10 protein-coding genes are annotated in these 14,252 nt (G+C 36.7%); all 10 read right to left on the bottom strand.

Translation table 11 applies throughout. The features are described 5' to 3' along the window. The 10 genes from HMPREF0077_RS00140 to HMPREF0077_RS10590 all read right to left on the bottom strand — a co-directional run bounded on the left by HMPREF0077_RS00140 (nucleotide 1) and on the right by HMPREF0077_RS10590 (nucleotide 14,228). Nucleotides 1-1,932, bottom strand: a complete 1,932-nt coding sequence (locus HMPREF0077_RS00140) for an aconitate hydratase (protein ID WP_004835798.1) — start codon at nucleotides 1,930-1,932, stop codon at nucleotides 1-3. 164 nt (nucleotides 1,933-2,096) lie between these two features. Next, entirely contained in the window at nucleotides 2,097-2,777 is a 681-nt protein-coding gene (locus HMPREF0077_RS00135) for a phosphoribosylaminoimidazolesuccinocarboxamide synthase (protein ID WP_004835797.1), read from the bottom strand. 10 nt (nucleotides 2,778-2,787) lie between these two features. After that, a complete protein-coding gene (purM, locus tag HMPREF0077_RS00130; RefSeq protein WP_004835796.1) occupies nucleotides 2,788-3,807 on the bottom strand; it encodes a phosphoribosylformylglycinamidine cyclo-ligase in 1,020 nt (339 codons plus the stop codon). After that, a complete protein-coding gene (gene purE / locus HMPREF0077_RS00125) occupies nucleotides 3,807-4,283 on the bottom strand; it encodes a 5-(carboxyamino)imidazole ribonucleotide mutase (protein ID WP_004835795.1) in 477 nt (158 codons plus the stop codon). Before purE ends, purM begins: the two co-directional genes overlap by 1 nt. Before the next feature lie 8 nt (nucleotides 4,284-4,291). Further along, nucleotides 4,292-5,743, bottom strand: coding sequence for an IMP dehydrogenase (gene guaB / locus HMPREF0077_RS00120; RefSeq protein WP_004835794.1), 1,452 nt, complete (start codon nucleotides 5,741-5,743; stop codon nucleotides 4,292-4,294). Next, complete coding sequence (locus HMPREF0077_RS00115) at nucleotides 5,740-10,635, bottom strand: phosphoribosylformylglycinamidine synthase (protein ID WP_004835793.1); 4,896 nt, start codon at nucleotides 10,633-10,635, stop codon at nucleotides 5,740-5,742. The genes guaB and HMPREF0077_RS00115 overlap by 4 nt, the downstream gene beginning before the upstream one ends. Nucleotides 10,636-10,643: 8 nt before the next feature. Beyond that, entirely contained in the window at nucleotides 10,644-12,149 is a 1,506-nt protein-coding gene (gene purH, locus HMPREF0077_RS00110) for a bifunctional phosphoribosylaminoimidazolecarboxamide formyltransferase/IMP cyclohydrolase (protein WP_040349288.1), read from the bottom strand. 2 nt (nucleotides 12,150-12,151) lie between these two features. Beyond that, a complete protein-coding gene (purN, locus tag HMPREF0077_RS00105) occupies nucleotides 12,152-12,691 on the bottom strand; it encodes a phosphoribosylglycinamide formyltransferase (protein ID WP_040349173.1) in 540 nt (179 codons plus the stop codon). Then, nucleotides 12,688-14,031, bottom strand: a complete 1,344-nt coding sequence (purF, locus tag HMPREF0077_RS00100) for an amidophosphoribosyltransferase (protein ID WP_004835789.1) — start codon at nucleotides 14,029-14,031, stop codon at nucleotides 12,688-12,690. The genes purN and purF overlap by 4 nt, the downstream gene beginning before the upstream one ends. Before the next feature lie 26 nt (nucleotides 14,032-14,057). Continuing rightward, nucleotides 14,058-14,228: a hypothetical protein gene (locus tag HMPREF0077_RS10590; protein ID WP_004835788.1), complete on the bottom strand. Its 171-nt coding sequence runs from the start codon at nucleotides 14,226-14,228 to the stop codon at nucleotides 14,058-14,060. Nucleotides 14,229-14,252 lie beyond the last annotated feature (24 nt).

The following is a 14,252-nucleotide window of genomic DNA, read 5'->3' as shown; positions in this document are numbered from 1 at the left end:
CTACTCCAAATCCAAATTCTTTGCATAGTTTAAGTATCCACCAGCTTCTAGGACTTCTCTTTCCCTATCCGAAAAGTCAGCCTTTAACTTAATCTTAATGTTTTTTGTAAGGTCTTCTAGGATAAAGATTCCTTCTTTTAGGCTTTCTACTACTCTACTTATCCTTATATCATCATATTCTGAGATTTTTTCATAATCATCAGGATTGACAAATTCCAAAGGCAAGATAGCATTGTTAATCAAATTAGACCTATGAATTCTTGCGAAAGATTTTGCAACAACTGCCTTTACTCCCAAGTACAAAGGAAGAAGGGCTGCATGCTCTCTTGAAGAACCTTGACCATAGTTTTCTCCAGCAACTATAATCCCTCCCTTATTTTCTTCACATCTTTTCTTGAAATCATCAATCTTTGTTGTAAAAGCAAATTCAGAAAGATAGGCTATATTTGATCTGAAAGGCAGAAGTTTAGCATTTGATGGACATATATCATCAGTAGTAATTCCATCGCCCGCCTTATATATTACTTTCTTTTCAATATCAGATGCTTTTTCTGCCCTTGGGAAAGGCTTAATATTCTTACCCTTTATAGTTTCCTCTAATCTCTTAGATAAATCTTTTTCTGGCTTTATAAAGTAGGCTTGAGTTTGATTAAAACTTTCATCCTTATTAAATTTAGTCTCATAAGATAGTTCTTTAGGGTCTGCTATATAACCAAGTACAGCACTTACAGCACAAGTTTCTGGACTTGCTAGGTAAATTTGTGCATCCATAGTTCCAGATCTTCCCTTAAAATTCCTATTAAAGCTCCTTAAAGAAACTGCTCCTGCCTTTGGTGCTTGACCCATTCCTATACATGGCCCACATCCAGATTCAAGTATCCTAGCTCCAGCTTTTATGAAAGTAGCCAAGGCCCCATTTTCAGCAATTTTTTCCAAAATAGTAGCAGATCCTGGAGATATTACGAGCGATACGTCAGGATGAACCCTTCTTCCTTCAAGAATTGATGCGACTTTCATCAAGTCTTCGAAAGATGAATTTGTACAAGAACCAATTGCAACTTGGTCTACCTTTATCCTAGGAAGACTTTCCACCTCTTCAAATTGGTCAGGAAAATGTGGTTTAGCCACAGCAGGCTTAATCTCACTTAAATCTATGTCTATTGATTCATCATAATAGGCATCTTCATCTGCCTGTAGTTGTTTATAGACTTCCTCTCTACCATGAGCCTTTAGATAGGCTAAGGTATTTTCATCTGAAGGAAAGATTGAAGTGGTCGCTCCAAGCTCTGCTCCCATATTACAAATCGTCGCCCTATCAGTAACTGATAAGGATTTAACACCTTGGCCTGTATATTCCATTATAAAACCAGTTCCACCCTTTACTGTTAATTTGCCTAATATGTATAGGATTACGTCCTTGGCATTTGCCATAGGACTTAGACTAGATGTCAAATTAACCCTGTATATCTTTGGAACTTTTACAAAATAAAAACCCTTGGCCATGGCAACAGCTACATCAAGCCCACCAGCTCCAATAGCAAGTTCACCTAGCCCTCCACCAGTAGGTGTATGAGAATCAGATCCAAGGAGGGTATCACCTGGTTTTGCGAATTGTTCAAGATTTACTTGATGGCAGATTCCTCCGCCAGCCTTTGAGAAAGTTATACCAAACTTATTTGCTGCCGACTTGATAAACTCATGATCATCTGCATTCTCAAATCCTGCTTGAAGGATATTGTGATCGATGTAGGCAACAGAATTTTCTGTAGCAACATCTTCTATATCCATAGCTTCTAGTTGTAGGTATGCCATAGTTCCTGTCGAATCCTGAGTAAGGGTTTGATCTATCTTGATGGCAATCTCTTGACCAGCCTTTAGCTCTCCCTTTAACAAGTGATTTTTAAGTATTTTCATAGCTAATGATAAGCCCATAATGTTCTCCTTTACTCTGATAAGTTATTGTACTATAAAGACTACTATACTTTTAAATTTATAAAATTAAATTAATGATATTTTAATCCCTAGGTCTAATTAAAAAAACTCCTAGAAAGTAACTTAGTAAGATTCCCTAAGACCTTCTAGGAGCTTAATTAAAACTAATCTAACATAATTTTTTCTAATTCAAGTGGCTCTATGTATTTATCATTTTTATAGGCTCTCATATTTCCACCAGAGATTTCGTCTATAAGAGCTACTTTTCCATCTTCAAGCCTACCAAATTCAAATTTGATATCATAAAGGTCGAGGTCTTTTTTGGCTAATTCTTCCTTTACAATATCTCCAATCTTTAGGGCAAGATCTTTAAGTTGTTCGTATTCTTCTGCTGTCATGATATTTAATAAGATGAGGGCATCTTCAGTGATTAGCGGATCTTCTCTCTCATCATCCTTTAGGGTGATTTCCACATAAGGCTTAATCTTTGTTCCATTTTCTATATATTTGCCATATCTTCTTATAAATGAACCTACTGCATAATATCTAACTATAACTTCGACACCTTGACCGAAAACTTCTGCCTTTTTTACTACTGCTTCGTTTTTGTCTAAATCAGCTGAAACAAAGTGGGTTCTTAGGCCCTTGGCATTTAATTTTTCATAGAAGAATTTTGTCATACGAACAGCTTGATGGCCAGCACCTTCCATAGTAAGACCGACACTATTTGCACCAGGATCAAAGACTCCATTATTTCCAGTTACATCATCCTTGAATTTCAACAAATACTCTTTGTCATTTAATTTGTAAACGTCTTTTGTCTTGCCAGTATATACTTTTTGCATTTTTTACTCCTTATAAAATGATTTTAATATCTTTATTTCCTTTAGTAACTTTTCCAACAACCAAAGCCTTGCCATCTAGCTTATCCAAAGCTCTTTTTACATCTTTCTCGTCTACAAAAACCACCATACCAACTCCCATATTAAAGGTATGATACATCTCATCAGTGTCGATATTTCCCCATTCTTGAATTTTTTTAAAGATAGGGTCGACTTCTAAGTGTCTTAAATCAAATTCTACAGCTAAAGTATCCCTCAAAACTCTAGGGACATTTTCATAAAGTCCTCCACCAGTGATATGGGCTATGGCCTTAATATCGACCTTTTCTAACAAGGCTTCTATCTCTTTGACATAGATTTTGGTAGGAGTTAGAAGCTTCTCACCTATAGTTTGATCTTCATTAAACTTATCAGTAAGTGAAACTTTAGCTTGATTCATACTAGCCCTTACCAAGGAAAATCCATTGCTATGAACTCCCGAAGAATATAGACCTATGGCTATATCACCTTCCTTTAGCTTATCACCATTTATTAGCTTATCCCTATCACATATGCCGACTGCAAAGCCTGCCAAGTCATAGTCGTCCTCCTTGTAAATACCTGGCATCTCAGCAGTTTCTCCACCGATTAGGGCAGCTCCAGAATCCTTACAGCCTTCTGCAACACCTTTTACAAGCTCTGCCATCTTTTTAGGATCAAGTTTTCCAGTAGCTATATAATCTAGGAAAAATAGAGGCTTTCCTCCTTGACAAAGTATGTCATTAACGCACATTGCCACGCAGTCAATTCCAACTGTATCATGCTTATCCATCTCCATGGCAAGCTTAATTTTTGTCCCAACCCCATCTGTCCCACTTAGTAAGACTGGATTAGTTAATCCTTTAAGATTTGGAAGAAAGGCTCCAGCAAAGCCCCCTATGTCAGCTAGGACTTCTTTGCCATGGGTTTCCTTTACTATTTTTTTGATTAATTCAACTTCCTCATAGCCTTTCTCCTTATCTACCCCACTATCCTTATAAGTAAGTTTTGCCATTAAATTTCCTCTAGATTCTCATCATCTGCTATAACTTTTTCGAGCATTTCTTTCTTATAAGCCCTTAATTTATTTTTGAGACCTTCATCTTTTAAGGCTAGGATTTGTATAGCAAGAAGACCTGCATTGTCACCAGCATTTATAGCAACAGTAGCAACTGGAACTCCCTTTGGCATTTGAACCATAGATAAAAGTGCATCAAGGCCTCCTGTATTAGCTCCTCCAACAGGAACTCCTATAACTGGTTTTGTGGTCATTGCTGCCATAACTCCAGGAAGATGGGCTGCCATACCGGCGATTGCTATATAGACATCGCAATCATCTTTTTTCATAGTATCTTCTAGTACATTCAAGGCACGATGGGCTGAGATAACAGATACTTCATAAGAAATATCGAATTTTCTAAAAATACTTGTTGCCTTTTTTGCAATTTCTACATCGGAAGCTGATCCCATTATTAGTCTAACATCTGTCATTTTTCCTCCTAGTTTTTAGAATAGTTTGGTGATTCTCTAGTTATGGTAATGTTGTGAGGGTGATTTTCTATAAGGGAAGCTGAAGTAATTTTTATAAATTTAGCCTTTTCATAAAGTTCAGCCAAATTTTTGCTTCCAACATAGCCCATACCAGATTTAAGACCACCGAGTAATTGATAGACAACTTCTCCAACTGGGCCCTTATAGGCAACTCTACCTTCGACTCCCTCTGGCACATATTTTTTGGTATTGGTTTGAAAATACCTATCTCCAGATCCATCTTTCATTGCGGCAAGTGAACCCATACCACGGTATTCCTTGTATTGTCTGCCTTCATATAGGATAGTTTCTCCTGGAGATTCCTCAGTTCCTGCAAATAGGGAACCAGCCATAATTACAGCTGCTCCACAAGCAAGGGCCTTGGTAATATCTCCAGAATACTTGATACCCCCATCAGCTATAATAGGAATATCGTATTTATTAGCTTCTTTTACACAATCAATTATAGCTGTTATTTGTGGAACTCCTATGCCTGTAACAACCCTAGTTGTACAAATTGATCCAGGCCCTATGCCGACCTTAACTGCATCAACTCCTGCTTCTATAAGATCACGAGTTGCCTCAGCTGTTGCAACATTTCCTGCTATTAAATCGAGGTCAGGATATTTTTCCTTTATCTTTCTTACTGCCCTTAGGACATTTTTGGAATGACCATGGGCTGTATCGAGGGTAATCACATCTACCTTAGCACTAACAAGGGCATCTACCCTTTCCATCATATCATTAGTAATACCTACTGCAGCTCCTACAACTAATCTGTTGTTTGCATCTCTTGCAGATTCTGGGTATTGCCTAGATTTTTCTATATCTTTTATGGTGATAAGACCCTTTAGCTTATTATCCTCATCTACTATAGGAAGTTTTTCGATCTTACTTTTTTCCATAAGGCTTATAGCTTCTTTCATCTTGATTCCCTCATAACCTACAACCAAGTTATCTTTAGTCATTATTGTATCAATTAAGACCTTGGGATCTTCTTCAAATCTCACATCCCTATTAGTCAAAATTCCTTTTAGATACATTTCCTTATCCACTATAGGAACGCCGGATATCCTATAGTTCTTCATAATATCAAGGGCATCTTGGAGGATGTTGTCTGGGTGAAGGTAGAATGGATCGGTTATGACTCCATGCTCTGACCTTTTGACCAGATCAACTTGTCTGGCTTGTTCGGCTATTGGCATATTCTTATGGATTATTCCTATACCACCCTGTCTTGCCATGGCTATGGCCATCTGAGATTCTGTAACAGTATCCATACCTGCCGACATCATAGGTATATTTAGTTTAATCTTCTTTGTCAAATAAGTTGTCGTGTCTACCTCATTTGGCAAAACTTCCGAAGGGCCTGGTACCAAAAGGACATCATCAAAGGTTAATCCATCTCCTAAAAATTTCATCTTTCTTCCTTTCTAAAATAATTTACTGCATTTTCAAATAAACTTTCGCCACCAACATCATACACATTCTTAAATAAGTCATCGTCAATTCTTTCAGCATGGGCCATTCTTCCAAGAATTTTGCCATCTTCCGATAAAATTCCTTCTATATTGTAGTCAGAAGCATTAGGAGAAGACTCATAAATAGAGAAGATTTGATCCTTATCAAGAAGTTCTTCTAATTTATCTTTATTGATTATAAATCTTCCCTCCCCATGAGAGATTGGAAGTCTATAAGTTTTATTTAGATCAAGGCCCCTTGTCCATGGGCTGTTATTTGTCAAACATCTAGTATTTACAAAACTTGCTATATGGCGGGATGCTTTATTAAAGCTTAGGGTAGGATCATCTTCTTCTTGGACTTTTACTCTTCCATAAGGCAAGAGTCCTGTTTTTATAAGGGCTTGGAAGCCATTGCAAATTCCTAAGATCAATCCATCATTTTTTCTTAATAAGATATCAATTGCCTTGGCTATTTTTTCATTTCTTAAAATATTTGCCAAAAACTTAGCTGAACCATCAGGCTCATCTCCAAGGGAAAAGCCTCCTGGTAGCATAAATATTTGTGATTTTACTAAAAGCTTAGCAAGTTTATCAATTGATTCTTCTATATCACTTTCATTTTGATTTCTAAAGACAAAAATTTCTGTATCAGCCCCAGCCTTCCTGAAGGCCATCTCGCTATCAAGTTCGCAATTAGTACCAGGAGCTGTGAGTATTAAGACCCTTGGCTTATCAACTGGCATATCGGATTTTAATTTTCTGGGCACTGTTTTAGGCTTTAAAGCTTCACATCTTATATCATCATAGGCTTGGAAGATTTCATCTAGACCATGGAGATAGGATTGATTTAATTTTTCTTCATCAAGTTTAATGCCATTAACTATTATCTCCTCCTTAAAACTTCCGATATTTTCTATAAAATCACGATTATCCTTATATTCCACAAGGAAGGATCCAAACATAGGATTGTAAAGATTATCATAGTTTATTTCAAAGCCAGTGTTTCCAATAGCTTGTTCATACAAGTCTGCCAAAAGTCCCTTTCTAGTAAGGGCTATGGCTGAAATGATATTGCCACTTCTTATATCTTTATTTAGATTCTCAAAGTTATCTTTTAATTTTCTTAAATCTAAGCTTCCATCCTCCCTGTAGGGCGTTTTAATAAGTCCTATTCTTCCAAGTCCCTTTAGGTCATTTGTAATAATATTTTCTATATCTTCTGTAGTAACTGCAAAAGATATTAGGGTAGGTGGAACTTTAATATTTTCAAAAGTACCGCTCATCGAATCTTTCCCCCCTATAGGAGGTGTTTCAAAAAAGCTTGATACTTCGAAGGCTCCAAGGAGGGACTTGAGGGGTTTTGACCAAGCTTCGGGCCTATCCATTGATTCATAAAATTCTTGGAAAGATAATCTAATCTTAGATAGGCTTGATCCTACTGCTATTAATCTTGCTATAGACTCAACTACTGCATAATAGCCTCCCAAATACTGGCTCATATCAGAAAGTTTTGGATCAAAACCATAGGACATTAATGATACAGTTTTTGAAACTCCCTCATCTACTGGAATCCTTGCCGCCATGACTTGGGAAGGATTTAAGAGTTTTTTTCCTCCTAGGGGATTTAATACTGTATTTCTTCCTATGGATGGGTCAAAGATTTCTATTAAATTTCTCTTGCTTAAAAGATCAAGTTCCTTTATTTTTTCATAGAATTTTTTTGGATCATCATCCTTAGCCTTTAGGATACTAGGGACATCTTCACTAACATAAGCTACTTTTGCGTATCTTTCTGCCCCATCTGTGTTGATGAAATCATAAGAAAGCTTAGCTACTAGGCCATCTTCATAGAAAAGTGTCATAGTATTATTATCAGTTACTCTAGCAACTACACTTGCTTCAATATTTTCTTCCTTAGCATAGGCCATAAACTCATCTAAATCTTTCTTATCAATTACAAGGGCCATTCTTTCTTGGGATTCTGATATAGCTATTTCAAAAGGCTTTAAACCTTCATATTTTAAAGGAAGCTTGTCTAAGTAGATATCAATACCATCTGCCAGCTCTCCTATAGCTACCGCTACACCGCCAGCACCGAAGTCGTTACATTTTTTGATAAGCTTACTTACTTCACTTCTTCTAAAGAGTCTTTGGATTTTCCTCTCTTCTGGAGCATTTCCCTTTTGAACTTGGGCTGATTCTGTGTGAATTGAAGTAAGCTTGTGAGATTTAGAAGAACCTGTAGCTCCTCCTATACCATCTCTACCAGTCCTGCCCCCAAGAAGTATTACTAAATCCCCTGGAAGAGGGTCTAATCTTTTTACATTTTCCCTTGAAGCTATTGCAATAACTGCCCCACATTCCAATCTTTTTGCTGTGTAGCCTTCATGATAAAACTCATCTACAAGACCTGTGGCAAGGCCGATTTGATTTCCGTAGGAAGAATAACCTAGGGCTGCTTCTTTGGTAATTTTTGCTTGAGGAAGTTTTCCTTCTAGCCTATCTTCGTAGGCCTCTTTAATATTACCAGCCCCACTTAGTCTCATGGCTTGATATACATAACTTCTTCCAGAAAGAGGATCTCTTATAGCCCCACCCAGACAAGTCGATGCCCCGCCAAAAGGTTCTATCTCTGTTGGATGGTTGTGGGTTTCATTCTTAAACATCAAAAGATAATCTTCTAATCTTTCCTTCCCATCCCTAAGGACCCTCACTTTGGTGTAGACTGAGCAGGCGTTTATTTCCTTACTAACTTCTAGGTCCTCAAACTTTCCCTTAGCCCTCATGTATTTAGAAAGAATTGTGCCAAGACTCATAAGATTTATAGGCTTTGTGATGGATAAATCTTCTCTCATCTTTAGATATTTATTGAAAGATTCCTTGATGGCCTTATCTAATAAGGACTTAACTTCTATATCTATATCAAGATAAGTATTAAAAGTAGTGTGCCTACAGTGATCTGACCAATAGGTATCTAGAATTTTAATTTCAGTTTCATTAGGATCACGATTTTCGCTTCTAAAATAATCTCTAACTAGCCTTAAATCATCAAGGCTCATAGCCAGGGATTGTTCTTCGATAAATTGTCTTAACTTTTTTTCATCAAATTCCCTAAAGCCATGATAAGTAATATTTTCTAAGTTTTTCTGGCTACTTTTCCTAAGACTTGTGGGGATTCCTAAAAGCTTAACCCTGTGTGAATCGACAGGATTTATGATGAATTTCTCGATTTTTTCTAGGTCTTGATTACTTGCCCCTTCGATTTCATAAACTGTAGAAGCCTTCACTTCAAAGTCTGGATCATCAATTACAAGACAGGCTGTGTCTATGACCCCCTTTTCTCTTGGGTTAAATTGACCAGATAAGTATTGGCTAACTATGGTTTTTTTGAAATTTGCCTGAAGCTTTAGGGCCTCATCAAAGGCATAGGCCGTATCTACTGGAGCTTCAGCAAGGACAGTATATAACAATTTTTCCACATTATCATCACTTGTCTGAAGATCATATCTTTTATAAATTTTAAAAGCAGTCAAGGATATACCAAGGGTGGTCTTAATCTTTTCTTTTAGCTTGATAGATTCGAAATCAAATGGATCTTTTTTTCTTACATAGACTCTTTTTACTGAAGGACCTATATCTTTTCTATAGTATTTTCCTTCAAAATGAATTTTTTTAGCGTCTTCATAGACAGTCTTTATTAGTTCATCAAAGCTATCACCTACTGCTAGGATATTTAAAACCCTGCCCCCAGCTGTTAGGAATTTGCCATGATCTTTTCTTGTTCCTGCGTGGATTATCTTTGATTTAACCCCCTTATCGAAGCTAATCTCCTTAGCTGTTTCATAACTTGCTGGATAGCCCTCGGAGGCGAGTACCAGGCATAGGGCTTTTTTATTATTAATTTTAAGATCAATGTCTTTTAATTTTTGAGATGAAGTCGCCTTTAGCAAGTCCAAGAGATCATTGTCTATTAATTCTAATACAACTTGAGTTTCTGGATCACCAAATCTTACATTAAATTCTAGAACATAGATGCCAGATTCATTAATCATAAAGCCAATAAATAAGACACCCCTATAATTAATATTTTCTTTATTAAAGCCCTTAATAATCTTAGGCAAGACTTCTTCTTTGATTTTCTCCTTGAAGGCTTCTGCTTCTATGTTTGGAGCATAAGTTCCCATTCCGCCAGTATTAGGCCCTTTTTCGTTTTCGTAAATTTTTTTATGGTCCTTACTTGTTGGAAGAGGAATTATCCTCTTTGAGTCCGTTAGGCAAAGTAGACTCATCTCAAAGCCTTCCAGATATTCTTCTATAATCAAGACCCCATCTTTAGCTAAGACTTCATCTACTCTTTTTTCAAAATCCTTCTTGGAGGAGATTATATAGACACCCTTACCTCCTGCCAGTCCATCCCTTTTTAAAACAAGCCTTCCCTTATCTTCTAATAATTTTTCTCCATAAGCTAGGGCTTCTTTCTTACTAGTACACTTTAAGTAACTTGCTGTTTGGATGCCGTATTTGTTAAGAAATTCTTTAGTGAAGGCCTTGCTTGACTCAAACTTTGAAGCCTTCTTATTTACTCCAAATATCTCTAAGTCATTTTCCAAGAATTTATCGACTATGCCCAAGCAAAGGGGATTTTCCGGGCCTACAACTGTATAGTCTATTCTTTCTTCCTTGGCAAAGTCAACTAGCTTATCAATATCCTCTGCTCCAATTCCTATGTTTTTTCCAATATCCTCAGTTTTTGCATTGCCTGGTGCAAAGAAAAGCTTCCTATCATCTGCTTTAAGCTTTTCTCCTAGAGCGTGTTCTCTTCCTCCTGAACCTATAATTAAAATCTTCATAATTCACCTCAATGTTTAAAGTGGCGTGATTTACTAAATACCATGCTCATATCATATTCATTGCATTTATCAATTGAATCTTGATCTCTAATTGATCCACCAGGTTGGATGATTGATTCAATTCCCATTTCATGGGCAAGTTCTACTGTATCAGAAAAAGGGAAGAAGGCATCAGATCCAAGGACTGCTCCCTTGAAGTCTCTATCCTTAAAGTGGTCTTTGATAGATTCTAGAGCCCAAACTCTTGATTGTTGGCCAGCTCCACATCCTAGAGTCTTCATTCCCCTTGCTACTACTATGGCGTTGGATTTGACATATTTTACGACCTTTTGGGCAAATAGGAGGTCTTTAATTTCTTCTTTGCTTGGTTTTTTATTAGTTACTACATTTATCTCGTCTTTTCCAAAGTCCTTATCTTGAATTAAGACCTTACCATTTAGGTATCTTAATTCTTCCCTTACGGATTCATTATCGAAATTAACCTTGACGAGCCTAAGGTTTTTCTTTTTTCTTAAAACTTCCAAGGCTTCATCAGTAAAGTCCCTTGCAGCTATTATCTCAAGAAAGATTTCGTGCATTTTTTCGCTAGCTTTCTTATCAACTATTCCATTTACTGCAACTATTCCACCAAAGATTGATTGACTATCACATTCAAAGGCCTTCATATATGAATCATAAACACAACTTCCTACTGCAACCCCACAAGGTGATTGGTGTTTTAGGCAAACTACAGCATTTTCTCCTAACTCGTGGCAAAGCTCAATGGCTGGGTTTAAATCATTGTAGTTGTTATAACTCATCTCCTTGCCATGGATAACTTCTATATTTTCCATAAGTCCTTTCACAAAAGGATCATTGTATAGTCCTGCCCTTTGGCTAGGATTTTCTCCATAGCGGAGGTCTGATTCTTTCTCAAAACCAAAAGTCTTGTATTTACTCTCTTTACCTGTAAGTTTGGAAAAATATCTGCCTATAAGAGAATCATAAAAGGCTGTAAGATTAAAGGCCTTCATAGCGAGCCTTTGCCTATAAGCTAGGTCTATATCATCATTTTTTAATCTTTCAATCAATTCCTCATAATCCCTTGGGTCAGTAACAACTAAGACATCCTTGTGGTTTTTGGCAGCTGACCTTAACATAGATGGGCCACCTATATCTATATTTTCGATGATTTCTTCTGGATTACCCCCATCAAGAGCCTTTTGAAAGTCATATAGGTTAACTACTACTATGTCAATTGGCTTGATATTTAGCTTTTTGACTGTCGAAAGATGGCTGTTATTATCTCTTTTGTAAAGAATACCTCCATGAACATAGGGTGAAAGAGTTTTAACCCTTCCCTCTAATATTTCTGGGAAATTTGTAAGTTTTTCTATCTCAATTACATCAAGGTCTGCTTCTTTTATTGTTTGGTATGTTCCTCCAGTAGATATAAGCTCTACTCCCAAATCGCACAAATCTTTAGCAAGTTTTTCAATCTTCGTCTTGTCGGTTACTGATAATAAGGCTCTCACTTTCATCCCTCCAATTGTTTAATTACTTCTTTCAAGCTTTCATGTTCTACTTCTAATACCTTCTTGGCAATTGCTTCGGCACTTTGGCACTGGCTGATATCGACCTTTCTTTGAAAAATAATTTCTCCATCGTCCAAGTTTTCATTTACATAATGAATACTAACTCCGCTTATCTTTTCTTTGTTAGCAAAGACTGCCTTGTGAACATTCATCCCATAAAAACCCTTACCTCCATACTTTGGTAAAAGTGAAGGGTGGATATTTATGATTTTGTAGGCATCTATGATTTTTTTACTTACCTTTGGCAAATATCCTGCAAGGACTATCAAGTCTATCTCATATTCTTTAAGCTTAGCTAGGATTTTCTCATCATCCTTGCTTACCATATAGGCTATATTGTTATCTCTTGCATGTGCTAGGCCCTTGGCTTCTTTGTTTGCGACAATAAGCTTTATTTGGCTATTAAAATATTTCTTTCTTTGAGCTTCTATTAGGGCCAGAAGATTTGACCCGGTCCCAGAAATAAAAACTGCAAGTTTCATAAACATTCCTTTTCTATTGGATATTGTCCAGTAAAACAAGCCTTGCAATAATTTTCAGGCTTATCTATAAGCTTCATCAAATTTTCTAATGTAAGAAATTCTAGGCTATCAGCCCCAATTTGTTCTCGCATTTGCTCAAGGGAAAGATTAAAGGCTAAAAGCTTTTTTCTATCAGGAGTATCTACCCCATAAAAGCAAGGATGTGTGAAGGGAGGAGATGAGATTCTTATGTGGACTTCCTTAGCTCCTGCCTTTCTAATTCGTTTTATAAGCTTAGCACAAGTTGTCCCTCTTACAATTGAATCATCAACCAAGACTATTCTCTTGTCAGCTAGGACGGATTTTTGAGGATTTAGCTTTAGCCTTACGGCAATTTCTCTTTCCTTCTGACTAGATTTTATAAAAGTCCTTCCCATATATCTGTTTTTTACAAGACCAGAAGCAAAAGCAATACCAGACTTTTGTGCAAAACCAATGGCAGAAGGGGTTCCTGAATCAGGAACTGGACAAACAAGGTCGCAATCGACTGGGGCTTGTTCGTACAAAAGTTCCCCACTTCTCACCCTAAAGTTGTAAGCATTAATATTTTCTATGTTGGCATCAGGTCTTGCCGTATATATGTATTCAAAAATACAATGTTTACAATCTACCCTATCATAAGCTTGGTAAGACTTGATACCTTCCTTATCTACTACTACAATTTCCCCTGCCTCAATATCCCTATAATTATCAATATCAAGGACTTCCATGGCACAATTTTCGCTTGCAATAATTGTCGTTTCTTCATCATAGCCCAAAAACAATGGTCTTATCCCCATATAATCTCTAAAGCCTACGATTTTGTCTGGCATACATAAGACGCAAGAATATGCTCCTTTGATATCTGCCATTGCCTTTCTTATTGCCTTTACAATATCGCCCTCATAATATCTAGTTATTAATAAGAGGATTAACTCACTATCGGTATGGGTATGAAAGACCGTACCCATACTTTCTTCTTTTTTCTTTAAGTCATAGTAATTTATGAGATTACCATCATGACCTAGGGAAAGTTCATTATCCCTAGCAAAGCTTAGCAAGGGCTCGACATTATAGTTCATGTTTCTTCCCTCAGGTGAAGATCTAACATGACCTAGACCATATTCACCAGGAGTATCCACAAGATTATCATCATCAAAAATTTCATTAACCAGCCCCAAGGCTCTCATCCTACTTAGTCTCTTTCCGTCGGATAGAACCATGCCGGCTGCATCTTCTCCCCTGTGTTGGATTGAACATAAAGAATAATATAGCTTATGAGCCTTATCAATTTCACTTTTAATTCCTACTACACCACTCATATTCCAAAATCCTTTCCTATAAGAAATTAATTTACAAACGTAAAAAGAGAACCCAAAACAGGATTCTCTTGTAATTCATAGTCATACTTAACTAATGGAAATCTTAACTTTTTGATATAGACAAAGATAGAGTAACAAAGTAAAGCAAAAGCATTGTTTGTTTCAATTGTCATGTTGATTGAACATTTCTTTGTCATATACCCTCCATCTACCCTAAATTT

The organism is Anaerococcus tetradius ATCC 35098, assembly GCF_000159095.1.
GTDB lineage: Bacteria > Bacillota > Clostridia > Tissierellales > Peptoniphilaceae > Anaerococcus > Anaerococcus tetradius.
This window is presented reverse-complemented; position numbering and strand designations above follow the sequence as displayed.